Here is an 18,070-nt window from a genome sequence, read left to right on the forward strand (position 1 = left end):
GGTTAAGGTTTCATGCTACGTGCTGTGGGCAGTGGACTGTTGTCGGTGGACGATTATCCGCTACTATCCAGTCCCATTCTTTAACTGCTGGCATCATTGCAGATAATCAGAATGTTTTATTTGGAAATAATCAATTCATACTGCCTGAGGAGGCTATGTTTCACCTAAGGTGGAAATTGCAGCTTACATTTTGCCCAGCTCATTGATTAAATCATCTTTCCCAAAAAAATCAATAAATTACCGGACAAGTAAATAAAATTTTTAATTAAGTTTTTTCTCCCAAAATTGAGATGAAACCCTAAATTGCAGTTTAATACTAGGGATAGCCCGGTACAAATCATTTTAAAACCCTTCCATGTCCAAATCAAATTCTGTTTTGCTCTTAGCAATTCTAGCCTGTGCAGCTATACTCAGTTCCTGTGGTGCTCAGAAACATAAGGTGGAAGAGGGATTCGTCTCTCTCTTTAATGGAGAGAATCTAGACGGCTGGGTAGGAAACAAAACCTCTTACCGCGCGGAAAATGGCATGATTGTCATTGACCCAAAAGGCAGCGGGGGAGGTAATCTCTTCACGGAAAAGGAATATGCGGACTTTATTTTCCGTTTTGAGTTTCAACTTACACCAGGTGCTAACAATGGATTGGGCATTCATGCCCCTTTGGAAGGTGATGCAGCTTATGTAGGCAAGGAACTTCAGATTTTGGATAACACCGCGGAGAAATTTGCCCAGCTACAGGAATATCAATACCACGGGTCTGTTTACGGTGTGATTCCGGCCAAACGAGGTTTTCTAAAACCGGTTGGAGAATGGAACACCCAGGAAGTCATGGTCAAGCATCCCCACATCAAGATTGTGCTAAATGGGGAAACCATCTTGGATGGAGACTATTTGGAAGCAAGTAAAAATGGAACTTTAGACCAAAAAGAGCATCCCGGCTTGACCAAAAGCAAAGGGCACATTGGTTTTTTAGGGCATGGAGATGTGGTCCGATTCAGAAACATCAGTATCAAAGAATTATCAATAAACCAGTAATAAATTCACGATAAAATGAGTAAGAATATCAAAAATATGGAGCGTAGGGACTTTGTCAAGAAAAGTGGCCTGGGATTTCTGGGGGCTGCTTTGGCACCATCTCTTCTCGCTAAGCTACATGCAGGTGAGCGATTGAGAACAGCGCATATAGGACTTGGAATGATGGGGATGGCAGATTTGGATGCTATTTCATCCCATGAACAGGTAGATGTGGTAGCACTTTGTGATGTGGATTCTGACATGATGGCTAAAGCCAAGGCACTTCATCCTACTGCAAAAACCTATGCAGACTACCGGGTGCTATTGAAAGAAATGGGAGGTCAAATCGACGCAGTGATTGTTTCCACGCCAGACCATACCCATGCACCTGCATCTATGATGGCCATGGAAATGAACAAGCCAGTTTACTGCCAAAAACCCCTGACACATCATGTGTCCGAAGCTAGAGCTATGAATAAACTTGCGGCTGAGAAAAACCTGGTGACTCAGATGGGGATTCAAGTACACTCTTTTTATGATTACAAGTTGGCTACTCTTCTGATCCAGTCTGGCATCATTGGCAAGGTCCATACGGTACGTGCCTGGTCTCCAAAAAACTGGGGCTATGACGGACCAGGTCCCGAAGGGTCGGATCCAGTACCAGCGAATTTGGATTGGAACTTATGGCAAGGAACTGCACCTGAGCGTCCATTTAAGAAAGGATATTACCATCCTGGCAACTGGAGAAAGGTGATGGATTATGGATGCGGTACGCTTGGTGATATGGGGGTTCATATTTTTGATACTCCGTATAATGCTTTGCAGCTGGATGTGCCAGAGACTATCCTAAATGAATGTCGACTTCCTACAGGTTTTGGATTTCCGGAGCATAATATTGTCACCTACGAATTCCCTGGTACTCAGTATACAGCAGAGAAATTGAAGTGGGTGTGGTATGACGGGGCAGGAGCTCCTTCTGAGCATCCGGATTTACTATTGCCTGATAATGAGGCCTTGCCAGATCAGGGAGCCATGTTCTATGGGGAAAAAGGAAATTTGTTGTTACCACATTTCCAGCAGCTACCTAGACTGATCGTAGATGGTAAATACCAAGAGATGGACATCGAGAAGTTTAACTTAGGAAAACCGGTAAAAGACTACGAGTCAGAAAGTAAGAAGCACTATCACCAGTTTGTAGATGCTTGTCTGGGTAAGGGCGAAACTACTGCACCTTTCTCTTATGCTTCCCGATTGACTGAAACTATTCTTCTTGGTGTGATTGCAGGTAGATTCCCGAATGAAACCCTGCACTGGAATAGTAAGAAGGCGAAGTTTAAAGAGAGAAAAGCTAATCAGTACCTGGACGGTGAGTATAGGGAGTTTTAGACTTTGGAGATAAGATCCTCAAGCCAAGATTAAGGAGCCAAGAGCAAAGTATCAAAAGCCGGGATTTTGGAAGGAAGAGAGTTTTCAGGTCTAGCGGAGTAGCGACCATTCCATTCTCATCATTTCAATTTGAGTTTTGATAACCTGGGTTGGTTCTACCTTGACTTAGATCTTGGACCATTGAGAATAGAATCTTGTATAGGGTTTTCGTCCGCTGGCGAACAAAAATGTTCGAGAAAGCATAAGCTGATACTAGGAAAAAATGCCTCTGGAGTTAATTCAGGGGCATTTTTTTATGGCATAAAAGTGGAAAAGAATGAGGTGTCCTCAGAAGTCAGGTAGCTTTTGAAGCTAGCCTACCAAACAAACAATCTTATAATCTACCAATAAATTAATGATAGAACTTAAAGAAGTTGATAAATTCATAGAGTCCCGTTTTCAGCGGGTATTTATACTCAAAGGCATTAACCTGACCATCAAGCAGGGGGAGTTTGTCACATTAATGGGACCCAGTGGCGCCGGTAAATCCACTCTGCTCAATATCTTAGGAATGCTGGATGAGGATTACGAGGGGGATTACTTTTTTGGGGAGCGATCTATCCGTAAAATGAAAGAACGTGAGCGATCCGCGCTTCATAAGAGTGAGTTTGGCTATATTTTTCAGGCGTACCACCTGATCGACGAACTGACAGTTTATGAAAATATTGAAACCCCGCTTTTGTACAGAAAGGTGGGTTCTAGTGAGCGTAAAAGCATCATCGCGAATCTATTGGATCGATTTAATATGGTGGCCAAAAAGGATTTGTTTCCTGCTCAGCTTTCTGGAGGTCAGCAGCAATTGGTAGGCATTGCTAGGGCAATTGCAGGAAAGCCTAGCCTACTGTTAGCAGACGAGCCTACGGGCAATTTGCATTCTGGACAGGCTCAGGAAATCATGGAAATTTTTCAGGAATTGCACAGAGAAGGAACTACCATCATTCAGGCTACACATGCTCGGGAAAACGCAGACTTTGGCACCAGGCTGATAGATATGCTGGATGGTAAAATTGAGAAAGATGAAGCAATCAAACATGGTTAAAAATTTAGGATTCAGCTGTATAATTGCGGCTTTTTTTACAATAGAAGTTCAGGCTCAGGATACCCTTAGGTTGGATTTTCGCCAAGCGGTGGATTTGGCTTTGGAAGCCAATGTGGATTATCAGTTGCAGTCCAATAATCTGGAAGTTTTGGAAGTAGCCAAGAAATCGGCTTTTCTGTCACATTTCCCAAATGCGAACATTAATTCCTCATTTTCTCAGCAGTCCGGGCAGCAGTTTCAGCAAATAGAAGGGGAAATAGTAGTGACCAACGTGAAAAACGAAGTGGTCAATGCGGGCTTGAATATGAATATGCCACTCTTCAACTCGGGTAGGAGGATTTTGGATACCCAGTCTGCTAAATTGGCTTTAGAAGCCGGGGAAAAAGGACTTGAAAGGGCTAATCAGCAAATTGTATTTGATGTGGCTCAACGCTATCTTCAAGTGCTTTTGGATCAGGAGCTGCTGAGGATATCACAGGAAAATCTGGAGAACCAAAAGGAGCAATTGCGGCAAATAGAAGGGTTTGCAGAGGCAGGCTTACGCACCATTTCGGATCAGTACAATCAGCAATCTGAAGTGGCTAGATTAGAATCAGTAGCGGTAGATGCAGAACTTCAGCTTCAGAATGATCTCTGGAGACTATCGGAATACCTTCAGCTCGAACCGGGGGTCATGCCCCTGTTACAAGCGGTAGATCCTAGAAGTGAAAGCCTGAGGTTTTCAGATATGGGAATGCCGGAATTGTATGATTTGGCCCAGCGCAATCGCGTAGATAGGGTGCAGCAGGAGCTTTTAGTGGATTCCTTCCAAAAGGATATGAAGGCAATCAAGGCTATGTATTACCCTAGAATCGGTGCTTTTTATAATTATAACACCTTCTTTACCTCGCTGGATGATAGAAATCTACAGGATCAGTTACTGAAGGTTTATCCGCAAAACACCATTGGGCTTAATCTTTCTATTCCCATCTTCAATAATTTCCAGAATAAGCTAGAAGTCACAAGGAGTAAGGTGGCTTATAAGAATCAGGTTCTGCAAAAGGAATCTGTAGATAGGCAAATCTATCAAGATGTGAAACTAGCGCATCAAAATTACCTGGCGGCATTGAAAAAGCATAAAAATACCGATGTGCAGGTATTGGCAGCCTTAGAGGCGAAGAATGCTGTTTCGGAGCGTTTTCGACTCGGGATTTCAAATTTTGTGGATCTGGCTACTGCCAACCAGCAATTGGTAGCAGCTCAGGCTGATCAAGCCCAGGCTATCTACACCTTGTTTTTCCAAGATGTGTTGATGCAGTATGCATTGGGTACTTTGGAGATCGTGGATTAGGTTATTTGATTTATACAAAAAAAGCAGACCGAAAGGTCTGCTTTTTGGATTGGTGGTTATAGTTAATCTGTATTGTCGTCTTAAAGCATTGCAAAGAACATGTCCAAATCAGGTATCAGTACGATTCGAGTTCTTCTATTAATGGCCATGTTTTCTGGAGAATCATTTTCTACCAGTGGCATATAACTGGCCCTACCAGCTGCGATCATTTTCTCTGGAGCTACATTGAAGTCCTCCTGAAGCTTCCTCACGATGCTTGTAGCTCGCTTCACAGATAAATCCCAGTTGTCCTGAACTACTCCAGTAGAAATAGTCCTAGGGTCAGTATGCCCTTCTATCATTACCTGGAGACTTGGCTCTGCATTGATCACTTCCGCTAGTTTTTGGAGTAGAGGGTCGGCCTTGGTGTTGATTCTATAGCTGCCCGTATTGAATAGCAACTTATCCGACACAGAGATCATGACCACCGTCTGGTCAATAGCTATGTTGACATCGTCCTCTTCTCCATCTACTGAATTCTCAGTGATGTTTTTCTTAAGGTTGTATTCCACCGCCAAATTTACAGAGTCTTCCAGCGTTTCCGCTTGCGCAAGTTTTTCAGGATCCACATTGGCCAAGGTCGCTTTCATTTTTTCCTTAGAATTATTGGACATCAGGGTAGCTCCTTCTAAGCTGAGCATGCCATCATTTTGAATGGTCAATGCGTCATTGGTGTCCCGTAGGGAATTAATTCTGGCATTATATTCAGCCACTCTGTTTTCAATGATTCGCATTTGCTCCTCCAGCTCAGCTTTTTCTTGCTCAGTGGTAGCGAGTTCAGTTTGGGTTTTAAAAAGATTGCTTTCCAATTCAGTGTATTTCTTTTTCGAAACACAAGAGACCATTACAGTGGCGCTCAAAATACCTGTAACAATAAGTGATTTTTTCATAGTTGATTTCTTTGTATTTGCATCAACTATTTCAAAGCAATTGCCAAGACAGGCACTGGGGGGAATATAGGGGGAGAATTGTTCAGAATCAGCTTATATGCACGATAGTGCTGCTTTTTTTACAAATGAAAAGCCCCAACTGAAGATTGGGGCTTGGGTGAAAAACTGTGGAAAGCATACACATATTGACTATTCCTATACTCATGAATCATTCCATTTGATTGTTCAAAACTTTGAATTCATTCATTACCCGGTATGCTGCTCTGGTGATGTCTGATTGGAAATTCGGGTCTTCAGAATTAAAATTTGCGGCAGTATATCCCTGCCATATGGTGTTTCCTCTTTTGCTATCAATCACGTAGATGACCAGCATTCCTTCATTTTCGCTGTATTTGACATGATTGTAGGTTTCGTCTTTTTCCTGTTCTTTGTCCAGTTCTCCATCTTCTTTTACTTCCACATTGCTTACCCGCTGTAGGTAGTAGTTGAATTCTGGCTGTACATAGCCTCTGTATTTAATGGAATCCATGAAGATCTTATAGCTCACCAGCAGGTCTGGTTTTTCTTCATTTTCCCGGAATCCCTGCGAACCCAATCTCGCTCCAATAGTCGCACTGAGTACAGGCGTGATCAGAGAGGTGTCGATTTCGGTGGGGGCTACAAAAGCAAATGTTTTGTATCGCTTAAATGAAGCTTGGTAGTTGTAATCATATTCTGTCACGTAGTCCTTGGAAGAGAAGCATCCCGCGCAGATAAACAGGATGAGTGCGAAAAGAAGGTAAGGGTTTTTCATGGTTGATAAAGTCTAAGTAGTGAAATTTGGTCCTATATACGTACTAGCCGTAAAGCTTGGATTTAACTAATATTAACAGACTATTGTTTAAACTAAATATATGGAATTCAGTCATATAGCCTATTAATTTACTATTAATTCCAATAAATAACTTTGATTCACAATAAAATACTTGGTTTTTGCAAAGAAATCAATCCTATTTATCCTAAGATACCCATATGAGTGATTATGAGCGTATTATCTCTGAAGCTAGAACCTGTAGATATTGTGAAACCCATCTTCCTTTAGGGCCTAGACCTGTATTTTCTGTACATCCAAAAAGTAAAATCCTGATCATTGGCCAAGCTCCTGGTACCAAAGTACATCAAACTGGGATTCCATGGAATGACCCAAGCGGGAACGAATTGAGACGCTGGATGGATGTGGATCAGGAGACTTTTTACAATTCGGAGCTATTTGGCATTATGCCCATGGGGTTTTGCTACCCTGGTAGGGGCAAGGGAGGAGATCTACCCCCTCGGCCTGAATGTGCGCCGATCTGGCATGAAAAACTTTGCTCAGAAATGCCAGACATTCGGTTGACGCTTCTGATCGGGCAATATGCCCAAAAGTATTATTTGGGGTCTTCTAGAAAGAACACTTTGACAAAAACTGTGGAGTCCTTTGAAGAATACCTACCGCAATTTTTTCCTTTGGTACACCCATCCCCCCGCAATCGTATGTGGCAAAGGCGAAATCCGTGGTTTGAAGATGCAGTGGTTCCAGCTTTGCGCGAGCAGGTAAATGAGATCCTTCGAAAAAGTAATTAGTTAAAAATACTTAAGGATTTGTAGCTTGATCAAGGATTTAGTTTTTTAGCTAGTAATCTCAGCATCATCTCCTTGATCTCAAATTTTTACTATGAAGCATAACCTATCTTATTTGTTTACTTTCACTTTGACCGTCGCTTTATTTTCCTGCGGAAAGCAATCATCGGTCGATTCTTCAGAAAAGAAAAGTTTTAGTTTTGAAATCACTGATTCACTTCAGGTGGATTACCTCGGTGAGATGATGCTCTTGGATTATGACCCAAAGGCTGAAAAATATCTGTTGGCCACGAATTCTTACTACGAATACTTAGAAGTGGATGAACAGGGCAAAATCCTCAATCATAACAGTTTCAGTGAAGATGGTATAAATGCAGTTGGGCAAGCGCTAGGGTTGGGGTATTTCAATGGAGATGTCACGGTCTTCAATCCGCCAAAAGGATATTATAGATTTCAGGATTCAACCAAGGTAGGAGAGGTGAACATCCCATATCCTCATCAGGTTTTTATGATGTACCCTAAGCTCGGAATGTTTGAATCCGGAGATAAAATCTACTATCCAAAACCCTGGCCGGAGTCACTAGATGTCAATCTGCAGGAAGGGGAATTCTATCAGGCTTTGCTTCATTTGCCGATTATAGAGGCGCAGGATAAAGCGAGCGGCGACACGCTGGGAGCCTTAAGGCTACCTGAGTCCTCTCCGCTATTGGAGGATGAAGTAAATGGCTTTCCCATTCCGGTTTATTCCATGGATGGAGATAAATTGCTGCTGAGCATGTGGTTTGAGCCTACGATCTATGTGTATAATAAGGTAGGGGATAAGTTTGAATACGAGCAAACCGTTTCCGTGGATATCCCGGATTGGGTACCCACTACTTCCGTACCCTTAGATCAGGCCGAGCAGTTTTTTGCAGAGAACCAAAAGAAAGTACCCGGTAACCTTACGAATATCCTCGTGACCGAGGAGTACTATCTGGCCATCTACAACAGAGGACTTACTGAAGCACAAAAAACAGCTTTAGGTTCTCCCACTGATGGGGGATTGTCCAGAAGGCGGATGAACCCAAACTTTGCAGCGGTTTTCGACAAGAACTTTAATCAGTTGGCCAGTAATGTGCCCATTCCTATAGCCAGTAATTTCCCTATGGTGGTCAATGCTGATGGAGAATTGGTTGTCTCCAAAATTGCAGGATTGTCCGAAACCGAAGATGATGGGATAGTGCTTTATAAATTGAAATTGACCAAGAAATAAAAACTTAAGGAATGCCTTTAAAAATAAGAATACCTCTAGCAGTACTTGCCGGGTTCTGCTTTTTTTCCTGGACTAATCAAAAATCAGATTCCTAGCAAAATCAAAAAGCCAACTTTTCCTTCTCCATCGTGGATTCTGTCCAAGGATGCTTCCCTGACGGAAACTGAGGATGACGGGATTGTGCTCTATAGCTTGAGATTGGATGAGGATTAAAGCCATTCATAAAGTCCTGCTTCACCTATTCAAAACTAAACTATAAATGAGCGGGCACTCAAAATATCACAAGATGTATTGGTATTATACAAGTCTGCTCAAATTATAGAATTCTTCATAATTAGGCCATGCGTCCAAATATTATTTTGAAAAACTGTACTAATGTAAAATTAATTCAAATCACCCCCTTGCTTACCCTATTTTTTTTGATAAGTTTTGTACCGAAAGTTGAATTTTTAAAATAAAAAGGTATATGTTTAAAGGCATAAAGTGATTGGATGCTTTGAAGGTGACTTATAGTTTATTCTATATATGATCCACATACTTATCCCAATCAATGTAAGTTGCTTATCACAGCTTTATGAATAGTTGATCTAAATTGCCTAATATTAAATCACATACCGTATTGTCCGATCAAGAGCTGGTGGCTTTGCTGCAGTCCGATGATTTCAGGGCTTTTGATGAATTATATAGCAGGTATGCGCCTAAGCTTCTGGGTTTTTCGAGTACCTTTTTTCAGGTAAAAGCTGAGGCAGAGGATGTAGTTCAGGAAGTATTTCTGAAAGTCTGGGAGAGGAGGTCAAAACTGAAACCTGACTTGAACTTCAGTAGTTTTTTATTTACATCTGTAAAGAACAGAATCTATAACAAACTCAGAGATCAAAAGAATAATGTCCCTTTAGAGGATTTTGAGCTAGACGCCATCATTGATGAATCCACGCTGGGGCAGGATAATTATTATGAGTCTAGAAAACAGGTCGCTTTTGAACTTTTGAACCAATTGCCGGCTACTCAACGCAATGTTTTTACCCTGAGTAAGTTAGAAGGATATTCCCATCATGAAATCGCTCAAATGCTGGATATATCAGTCCGGACAGTGGATCATCATATTTACCTGGCGAAAAAATACATCAAAAGCACCTTGTTTGAGAAGTCACCCCTTGCCATCCTAATCACCTTGATGCTGCTTGCATAGCGCATGAAGCCTAGCTATTACTCTTCCTAGTTGATATTCAACCCAATCACCCTTGGTGTAGTATTGCCTTAGCTATTTTATTTTTTCATAAGTGTAACTTTCAGTAAATCATGCGTTTACATTTTTTATGGTGAATTTTTGAATTTTTTTTCTTGATTCTTTAAGTAGTCTGCAGCCCTTGGGTGTATTAGAGTCAAAGAATCTCCAAGTGGATAAAGAAATACTAATTAGATTTTTAAATGGCGTAAGTACTCCTGAAGAGGCTGCGCAAGTAGTAGAATGGCTGGACATGCCCGGATCCAGGGCAAAACTGGATCAGTTGCTGGAAGAAAGCTGGGAATCAGCTCCCGAAAGCAATGATACTGCTGCCCTGGAAAGGATCCATACCAGCATACATTCGAAGCTGGAACCACCCAAGAAAACCGCTTGGATAGGCTGGAATTCGATGATTATGAAGGTAGCTGCATTAGTGGTGTTATTCTGCTCATTGATTTTTTCTTTGTTTAGGTGGAGTGATCAGCCAGACACTGAAATCAAGGAAGACCTGAAGATTTATACCAGGAATACACAGTCAGGTGAAAAACTCAGAATTCGACTGCCAGATCAGTCTTACGTCATTTTGAATTCGAATTCATCATTGACTTTTGATTCAGAATATGGAAAAGAACTTCGGAAGATTTCACTGGAAGGAGAGGCTTTTTTTGAAGTGGCATCTAATAAAGACGTCCCGTTCATCGTACACTCCGGCGAGCTGCAGACCACTGCACTGGGTACAGCTTTTAATGTGAGTTTCAGAAAAGGAAAGCATCAGGTAGCCCTCACCGAAGGAAAGGTGAAAGTGCAGCTGCTTGATAAGGGCCAAACCTTGGACGATCAGCTTGCGAAATTTTTAGACCCGGGGACCATGGCTTCCTATGATTCGGAAGGGAAGGAATTCGAAGTGGCAGCATTTGACCCTGTGGAAACCACAGCCTGGAAAGAAGGACGAATTCGATTTAAAAGAAAGCGACTTCAGGACATTCTCGGTAATCTCCAGGATTGGTATGGCGTGGAAATCACTGTGCATCGAAGCGTTCAGACCAATCGCAGGGTTTCCGGTGAGTTTAATAATGAGAGCCTCGAAAATATTCTGGAAGGTCTGAGTTTCTCTCTGGACTTCAACTATTCTATTAATGAAAATCAAGTAACCCTAAAATAAACCGCCCATGCGAAATATTATTAGCAGCAGGATGAATAAGCTTAATTCCTGTGGAAAAACCACCACCTTAACCCAAATGCACTATGAAGATTAATTTACTTTATCTGATTAAGGCGCTGTCGAAAAACCTCCTATACGGCGTCTTGATCCAATTTTTGTGCTTAACCACTCTGATGGCCAGAGAAAGCAACGCACAAATTACCCCTATTGACAAGGCTCAAATTAAGATTGAAGTTAAGTCTTGGAATGCCTCAGAACTGTTTGACTTTATCGAGTCAAAGACGGAGTATATGTTTGTATATCCAGAGGATATTGTTTCAGCTTTGCCTAGCATACCGCTAGAAGGAAGAATGAAAACTGTTGAAGATGTCTTGGTGAAATTTGCTAAAGAAACCGGACTGAGGTTTAAGCAGGTGAACAGCAGCATCTATGTAGGTAAGAATCAGGTTCAGGAAGCTCTGGCCGAAACTACCCAAGCAGCTGAGATTGAAGTCAGCGGTGTGGTAAAGGACGAAACAGAATTTCCCATCCCTGGAGTTACCGTCATAGAAAAAGGAACCACCAACGGTACCGTCACTGATCTGGACGGAAAGTACAGTCTGACTGTGGATGAAGGATCTTCTCTGGTTTTTTCATTTATAGGATACACCACTCAGACCATAGATGTGGGCGGCAGAAGCTCCATTGATGTATTTATGCAAGATGATTATGGTGATTTGGATGAAATTGTAGTCGTAGGATATGGTACTCAGAAGAAGAGTAACCTTACCGGTTCGGTTACGGACTTGAAAGCTGATCGTTTGGTTCAAACACCAGTGACCAACGTAAAGGGTCTTTTGATCGGTCAGGTTCCAGGTTTGATTTCCAACCAAAATCCAGGTTTACCGGGTCAGGATAATGCTTCCTTGAGTATTCGTGGCTTCGGTAATCCATTGGTGATTGTAGATGGAATAGAATCGAATCTAGATAGAATTGACCCGAATGATATTGAAACTATTACGGTACTTAAAGATGCTTCAGCAGCCATCTATGGTGCCAGAGCGGGTAATGGAGTGATATTGGTGACTACCAAACGTGGTGCTTCAGGATCCATGTCCGTGAACTATCATGGATATGTCGCTACCCAGAAAAGATTGACCTTTGCAGAGCAAGTGGATGCAGCTGGATTTATCAAACTTGGAAGAGATGCGGTATTTAACGGACAATATGATCCGGCAAATCCAGATGCAGATATCAGTTATGGTACCTTGTTTACTGAAGAAAACTTGAATCTGTATCAATCTGGAGAATTGCCAAGTTACAATTGGGTAGATGCAGTAGTGAAAAATTCAGGTTCACCCCTGATGAGTCATAACTTAAGTATCAGAGGTGGTAGTGAAAAGATCCGCTATTATTCTTCTGTAGGTTACCTAGGTCAGTCAGGGATTTTCAAAGGCGATTATGATTATAATAAACTGACCTTGACAAATAACCTGGACATTGACTTGTTTAAGAATGTAACCTTGACCATCAATGGGCAATACATCAAAGAGAATCAAGATTATTCCGCTGAAGCACCTTCAGTAATTTGGAATGACCTACGTACTTCTCAGCCGATTTTTAACCCGAATCTTCCGGATGAAAACAGAGCTCCTTATTCTGGCTTCTCGGCTAGATCTCCTGTAGCTAGAATTCATCAAAGATTTGTGGGCTACGACAGAACTGACAAGCATACATTGACAGGCGCGGCTGAGTTAAGGTATGATTTGCCATTTGTAAAAGGACTGGCAGTAGGTGGAAAAATCAATGTGAGAGCCAGAAACCTGCAAAATGCTACATTGAATACCCCTTATGAAGTATATACTTATGATGCAGATGCAGTAACCTCTGATTTTGATGGGTATACGCTAGAAGGCTCAATTCAGGGAAATTCATTCAGTAGATCCAACTATTTTGGAGGAGCAAATGACCCGAACAGCAGAGTGCTTTCGAGATTTTATGCCACTTATAATAAGGAAGTCAATGATCACGAATTCAGTGCTTTGTTATTCGGTGAAAATGAGAACAATACCTATCGTTCATTGACAGTCACTCGGGTAGATCTATTGTCTACAGAAGTTCCGCAGGTAGGCGGTACCAATGAATTGACAAGAACTTCTGGTACAGGTCGAGATATAGAATATACCCGGGTGAGTTTTGCGGGTAGATTCAATTATGCTTATGCAGGCAAGTATTTGTTTGAAGCAACACTACGTGCAGATGCCAGTTCTAAGTTTGGTTCCAATGCTTGGGGCTATTTCCCTTCTGTATCTGCCGGATGGAATATTGCCCAAGAAGATTTCTTAGCAAACTCCAGCACTATTGATCAGCTGAAGCTGAGACTTTCCTATAGCCAGACGGGTGTAGATAGCAATGTGGGTAACACCTCTTTCAATTATCTATCTGGATTCGAGCAATCCGGCTCTGCTGTTTATTATTTAGATGGAAACCCCACCGCTATGATAAATAATACTGGATTAGTGAATCCTGACATTACTTGGGAAGAGACTACGCTTTACAATGCCGGTGTTGACCTGACCATGTTTAACGGTACTTTGTATTCTACACTTGATGTGTTTTACAGGTATAGAGATGGATTATTGAGAACTCCCCTAGAGTCACTGCCATCCACATTTGGAGCTTCACTACCTCAGGTAAACCTGGATTCCAGAAGTAATAGAGGTTTTGAACTTTCTATAGGTAATCAAGGTGCTGTGGGAGATTTCAGATATGACATCAATGTGGGTGTGGCTTATGCCAGACAGAAATATGAAAACTACGAGGAAGACATTGATACATCGGATCCTATTCAGGTACAGTTTGACCAAAGAAGCGGCAGATGGGTAAACATTTCTTTTGGGTATAAAACAGACGGCTTGTTCAACACCCAAGCAGAAGTAGATCAATACCTGGAGCAGTACACCATAGAAGATATTAATGGCTCTCCAAAACCAGGCGATATCCGTTATGTGGACATCAATGGGGACGGTATGATCAATAGAGCTGACCGATACCAGATCGGCTATGGAGATAACCCTGATATTACTTATAATATTTCTCCAAGAATATCATACAAAGGTTTTAGTCTAGCCATGCTTTGGCAGGGAGGAACAAACTTCAGTGTAAACATGACGGGTCTGAACAGAGCGGCATTCAATAACGAGCAAGTTCCTTTGAAAATCCATGAGCAATATACTTGGACCCAAGATCCGAGTAACCCAGGAGTAGGATCTAATCCAAATGCACAATTACCTGCTTTCGAAAGAAACGGTACCAGACCTTGGAACAATATCAACTCTGATTTCTGGATGTACGATGGTACTTATATCCGACTGAAGACCGCAACCTTGTCATATTCATTGCCAAGTGTGGTGCTGGACAAGGTAGGACTAAGCAATGCTAATGTTTACCTATCAGGTGATAACCTAGTTTCATTTAACAAACTAGGGATTTACAAAGATGCCATTGACCCAGAAGAGGCCTCTAGTAACGGAGGGTTTGGCTTGCCATTACTCCGTACCATGTCCTTTGGTGTTCAACTTGGATTTTAATAATGTATAAACGAAAAAACATGAATATCATGAAATCAAGAATAGTAATAGTGGTGCTTTTGTTGGCCGTTTTTGCATCATGTGAAAGTCAATTAACCAAGACTCCTGATTTTATCTCAGAAGATGTGGTCTTTGAAGATGAGAGTCTCACAGAGGCATATCTGGCAAGTGTATACAACAGAATGGAGTTTATTGATACCGGAGGAGAAGGTACCCTGAATATGGGGATGATCCCGGCCGCCGGTGCGGAGCATATTAATTTTGCCAACTGGCAGACACCAAATAGCACCTACAGAAGATCATACACAGCTGCAGCAGGACCAGGGCCATTGAATTACTGGAAATATGGAGCCATACGAGATCTCAATTATCTGCTTGAGAATATTGTCAATAGTGAATCTCTAAGCGAGGAATACATCCTTCAGAAGAGCAATGAAGCTAGATTTTTGAGAGCCTTTATCTATTTTGAAATGGCTAAAAGATTTGGTGGAGTGCCTTTGATTACGAATGTACAGGAAGTGGATGACCCAGATGAAGAGTTGTTCCCTGCTAGGACTTCCGAACAAGAGATTTATGAGTTTGTGATGGCGGAGCTGGAGGATATTATAGTGACCATGCCAGATGCCAAGTCTGGAGCTAGCGGAAGAGCGGATAAATACGCTGCTTTGTCCTTACTATCCCGGGCTTCTCTTTATGCAGCCAGTATAGGAAATTTTGGAGAAGTTCAAGCTGAGGGTGTTGTAGGTATCTCTCCTTCTAGTGTACAGGCTTTCTACCAGAAGTCGTACGATGCAAGTAAGGAGATTATAGAGAGCGGCATGTTTGCGCTTTATAACAAGCATGACGACAAAATGACTAATTTCTCTCAGCTGTTTTTGGATGAGGGGAATGAAGAGGTGATTTTTGCGGAGGTGTTTGAGCCTATTATCAGAGGACATGGCCTGGACAATTTGGCCACCCCTGCAGGGTTTTTGTCAACGTGGAATTCGAACTACCCCGTTTTATACGATTTCGTAGAGCAGTTTGATTTCGTAGATGGCAGAAAAGGAACAGATATTTCCCGTGATGATCTTACTTCCGAAAACCTATGGGATATCGATGATTTCTTTGGAATGAGAGATCCTAGATTCAGAGCTTCTGTATTTTACCCGGAGTCTGTTTGGCAGGGTGATTTGGCATATTTCCACAGTAGTACCACCTATACTAATGATGCTGGGGAGCGTGTTACAGTTTCCTCAGGTACTTTGGATAGAAATGGAGAAGCATGGCCAGCTGCCTGTCATCCTAGAAATGCTAGAAATACTGCTTTATTGCTTCGCAAAAGACTGGATGAGTCTAATCAAGAGCCTATTGCTGGTAGATCTGGCCAGGACTACTACGTGTTCAGATATGCTGAAACCTTGTTGAATTTTGCTGAGGCAGCGTACTATCTTGGAAATACAGCTGAGGCTTTGGATGCACTGAACCAGTTGAGAGACCGCGCAGGGATGCCGCTTCTTACTGAAGCCACAGAGGAAAATATCCGTCAGGAAAGACAAGTAGAACTTGCTTTTGAAGGACATAGATTTTGGGACTTGATCAGATGGAGAATTGCGCCTCAGTATTTGGATAAGGTTCGTACCAAAGGTTTGGTGTTCAATTATGATTTGGATGCAGACAAGTATGCCATTACTTTGAAAAATGCAGAAGGTGAAGAGCGTACATTTGGCCCCGAAAGATATTATTTACCAATATCTTTGAGCTTGATCGCAGATAATCCTAATTTGACGCAAAACCCTGGATATTAATTTATTGAATGATTGATCTGAGGATAAGGCCAGAGTTATTCTGGCCTTATCTCTTTTGTTTATACAGACTTATGATGATTAAACCGAGCAAAATTTTATCTCTTTTATTAGCCTGCGGGCTTTTTTCCTGTGCGGAGAAATCTGCTGAAACAGCTGAAAATACTCAGCCCAATGTGCTGGTAATTTATACCGATGATGTGGGCTATGGCGATGTCTCAGCTTATGGAGGAAAAATCCCTACTCCAAATATTGACCAGCTAGCAGCAGATGGACTGTTATTTACCAATGCCTATGCCACAGCGGCTACCTGTACACCATCTCGCTATTCTTTGTTGACCGGCGAGTATGCCTGGAGAGCCAAAGGCAGGGGAGTGGCTCCCGGAGATGCTTCGGCTTTGATTCGTCCCGGGGTAGAGACTTTGCCGGCTGTGATGCAGCGTGCGGGCTACCGAACGGCAGTAATAGGCAAGTGGCACTTGGGACTAGGAGGAGACAATGGGCCAGATTGGAACGGGGAATTGAATCCCGGCCCGTTGGAGATCGGCTTTGATTACTCCTTTATTATTCCTGCTACAGGAGATCGGGTTCCCACGGTATTTGTGGAAGACCATCATGTGGTAGGCTTGGATCCAAATGACCCCATAGAAGTGAATTACCGGGAAAAAGTAGGTGATCGGCCTACAGGGAAGGATCATCCGGAGCTATTGAAGATGATGTGGTCTCATGGGCATAATCATACTATTGTCAATGGAGTGAGTAGAATCGGCTACATGGCAGGTGGAGAAGCAGCGCTATGGAGAGATGAGGATTTTGCCCAGACTTTTGTAGACAAAGCTTCTGGTTTTATCCAGGCGGAGTCTGAGAAACCCTTCTTTATGTATTTTTCCACCCACGATATTCACGTGCCTAGGATTGCCCATGAGCAATTTCAAGGCGCTACGGACTTTGGTCCTAGGGGAGATGTGATCGTACAGCTGGACTGGCAGGTAGGTGAATTGATGAAGCTGCTAAAGGAGCAAGGTCTGGAAGAAAATACCCTGGTCATCTTTTCCAGTGATAATGGCCCCGTGCTAGATGATGGATATGTGGATCAAGCAAGGGAATTGACAGGAGATCATGCTCAAAATGGAGGTCTGAGTGGAGGAAAATATTCTGCTTTAGAGGCAGGAACTCGCGTGCCTTTTATTGTTAAATGGCCGGCAAAAGTCCAGGCAAATACAAGCTCCGATGTAATGTTTAGCCAGGTGGATTTGCTGGCTTCCTTTGCGGCAGCTAATCAGGTTTCCTATGATTCCAGTCAGGCAATTGACAGTGAAAATCACTATGAGACCTTGATAGGAGAGTCAGAGACCGGACGCTATGCACTGGTGCAAGAAGCCTTATTTAGTAATTTGGCTTATCTCCGAAGTGATGGGTACAAGTTCATCCCTGGAAATGAAGGACCTGAAATGGTGCCTTGGGGACCAATCATAAGAACCGGTTTTGCCGAGCAGGATCAACTCTTCAATATCCAATCGGATCCAAAAGAGACCAAGGAGCTTTCAGCAGATAACCCAGAGATTCTAGCTGAAATGAAAGAAGAGCTTAGAAAGATAGTTGAACAATAGAAGGTAAAACTACTTATCTTTTAAATAGGCTGTCTCAGAAGGTTTCTAGTTGTCTGCCAGCGTAGAGTCGAAGACCATTTCCTGTAAATCAGGATACATTTTGACTTTGCTCCATGCGATAACTTGTGCTTTTG

At 42.3% G+C, this 18,070-nt stretch carries 13 protein-coding genes; 11 read left to right on the top strand and 2 right to left on the bottom strand.

Annotated elements, in window-relative coordinates; all coding sequences use genetic code 11:
- Positions 1–355: 355 nt before the first annotated feature.
- The 4 genes from PBT90_RS06620 to PBT90_RS06635 all read left to right on the top strand — a co-directional run bounded on the left by PBT90_RS06620 (position 356) and on the right by PBT90_RS06635 (position 4,806).
- On the top strand, positions 356–1,033 hold the full coding sequence (locus PBT90_RS06620; RefSeq protein WP_264809595.1) for a 3-keto-disaccharide hydrolase: 678 nt from the start codon (positions 356–358) through the stop codon (positions 1,031–1,033).
- A gap of 15 nt (positions 1,034–1,048) precedes the next feature.
- Positions 1,049–2,398: a Gfo/Idh/MocA family protein gene (locus PBT90_RS06625; RefSeq protein ID WP_264809596.1), complete on the top strand. Its 1,350-nt coding sequence runs from the start codon at positions 1,049–1,051 to the stop codon at positions 2,396–2,398.
- Between the two features lie 394 nt (positions 2,399–2,792).
- Positions 2,793–3,476 (top strand): ABC transporter ATP-binding protein, encoded by a 684-nt coding sequence (locus PBT90_RS06630; RefSeq protein ID WP_264809597.1) that lies wholly within the window; start codon positions 2,793–2,795, stop codon positions 3,474–3,476.
- Positions 3,454–4,806 (top strand): TolC family protein, encoded by a 1,353-nt coding sequence (locus PBT90_RS06635; protein ID WP_270132272.1) that lies wholly within the window; start codon positions 3,454–3,456, stop codon positions 4,804–4,806. Before PBT90_RS06630 ends, PBT90_RS06635 begins: the two co-directional genes overlap by 23 nt.
- Positions 4,807–4,886: 80 nt before the next feature.
- Here PBT90_RS06635 and PBT90_RS06640 read toward each other — a convergent pair whose 3' ends face one another.
- Positions 4,887–5,735, bottom strand: coding sequence for an OmpA/MotB family protein (locus PBT90_RS06640; protein WP_264809599.1), 849 nt, complete (start codon positions 5,733–5,735; stop codon positions 4,887–4,889).
- 208 nt (positions 5,736–5,943) lie between these two features.
- Positions 5,944–6,528 (bottom strand): DUF4136 domain-containing protein, encoded by a 585-nt coding sequence (locus PBT90_RS06645; RefSeq protein ID WP_264809600.1) that lies wholly within the window; start codon positions 6,526–6,528, stop codon positions 5,944–5,946.
- 218 nt (positions 6,529–6,746) lie between these two features.
- Here PBT90_RS06645 and PBT90_RS06650 point away from each other — a divergent pair, with 218 nt between their 5' ends.
- The 7 genes from PBT90_RS06650 (at position 6,747) to PBT90_RS06680 (ending at position 17,936) form a co-directional block, all read left to right on the top strand.
- Positions 6,747–7,337, top strand: coding sequence for a uracil-DNA glycosylase family protein (locus tag PBT90_RS06650; RefSeq protein WP_264809601.1), 591 nt, complete (start codon positions 6,747–6,749; stop codon positions 7,335–7,337).
- Between the two features lie 91 nt (positions 7,338–7,428).
- Entirely contained in the window at positions 7,429–8,586 is a 1,158-nt protein-coding gene (locus tag PBT90_RS06655) for a hypothetical protein (RefSeq protein ID WP_264809602.1), read from the top strand.
- A gap of 592 nt (positions 8,587–9,178) precedes the next feature.
- Positions 9,179–9,775, top strand: coding sequence for an RNA polymerase sigma factor (locus tag PBT90_RS06660; RefSeq protein ID WP_264809603.1), 597 nt, complete (start codon positions 9,179–9,181; stop codon positions 9,773–9,775).
- 208 nt (positions 9,776–9,983) lie between these two features.
- Positions 9,984–10,973 carry a FecR family protein gene (locus PBT90_RS06665; protein WP_264809604.1) on the top strand — a complete coding sequence of 330 codons (990 nt, stop codon included), beginning with the start codon at positions 9,984–9,986 and terminating at the stop codon, positions 10,971–10,973.
- 173 nt (positions 10,974–11,146) lie between these two features.
- Positions 11,147–14,542 (top strand): SusC/RagA family TonB-linked outer membrane protein, encoded by a 3,396-nt coding sequence (locus PBT90_RS06670; protein WP_270132279.1) that lies wholly within the window; start codon positions 11,147–11,149, stop codon positions 14,540–14,542.
- A gap of 29 nt (positions 14,543–14,571) precedes the next feature.
- Entirely contained in the window at positions 14,572–16,329 is a 1,758-nt protein-coding gene (locus PBT90_RS06675) for a RagB/SusD family nutrient uptake outer membrane protein (protein ID WP_270132282.1), read from the top strand.
- A gap of 71 nt (positions 16,330–16,400) precedes the next feature.
- A complete protein-coding gene (locus PBT90_RS06680; RefSeq protein WP_396127662.1) occupies positions 16,401–17,936 on the top strand; it encodes an arylsulfatase in 1,536 nt (511 codons plus the stop codon).
- The last annotated feature ends 134 nt before the right edge of the window (positions 17,937–18,070 follow it).

The organism is Algoriphagus sp. TR-M9, assembly GCF_027594545.1.
GTDB classification, from domain to species: domain Bacteria; phylum Bacteroidota; class Bacteroidia; order Cytophagales; family Cyclobacteriaceae; genus Algoriphagus; species Algoriphagus halophytocola.

Coding starts and splice junctions, on each gene's coding strand:
- PBT90_RS06680 (WP_396127662.1), top strand. CDS start 16,401: ATGATGATTAAACCGAGCAAAATTTTATCTCTTTTATTAGCCTGCGGG.
- PBT90_RS06620 (WP_264809595.1), top strand. CDS start 356: ATGTCCAAATCAAATTCTGTTTTGCTCTTAGCAATTCTAGCCTGTGCA.
- PBT90_RS06645 (WP_264809600.1), bottom strand. CDS start 6,528: ATGAAAAACCCTTACCTTCTTTTCGCACTCATCCTGTTTATCTGCGCG.
- PBT90_RS06625 (WP_264809596.1), top strand. CDS start 1,049: ATGAGTAAGAATATCAAAAATATGGAGCGTAGGGACTTTGTCAAGAAA.
- PBT90_RS06635 (WP_270132272.1), top strand. CDS start 3,454: ATGAAGCAATCAAACATGGTTAAAAATTTAGGATTCAGCTGTATAATT.
- PBT90_RS06630 (WP_264809597.1), top strand. CDS start 2,793: ATGATAGAACTTAAAGAAGTTGATAAATTCATAGAGTCCCGTTTTCAG.
- PBT90_RS06670 (WP_270132279.1), top strand. CDS start 11,147: ATGGCCAGAGAAAGCAACGCACAAATTACCCCTATTGACAAGGCTCAA.
- PBT90_RS06640 (WP_264809599.1), bottom strand. CDS start 5,735: ATGAAAAAATCACTTATTGTTACAGGTATTTTGAGCGCCACTGTAATG.
- PBT90_RS06655 (WP_264809602.1), top strand. CDS start 7,429: ATGAAGCATAACCTATCTTATTTGTTTACTTTCACTTTGACCGTCGCT.
- PBT90_RS06650 (WP_264809601.1), top strand. CDS start 6,747: ATGAGTGATTATGAGCGTATTATCTCTGAAGCTAGAACCTGTAGATAT.
- PBT90_RS06675 (WP_270132282.1), top strand. CDS start 14,572: ATGAAATCAAGAATAGTAATAGTGGTGCTTTTGTTGGCCGTTTTTGCA.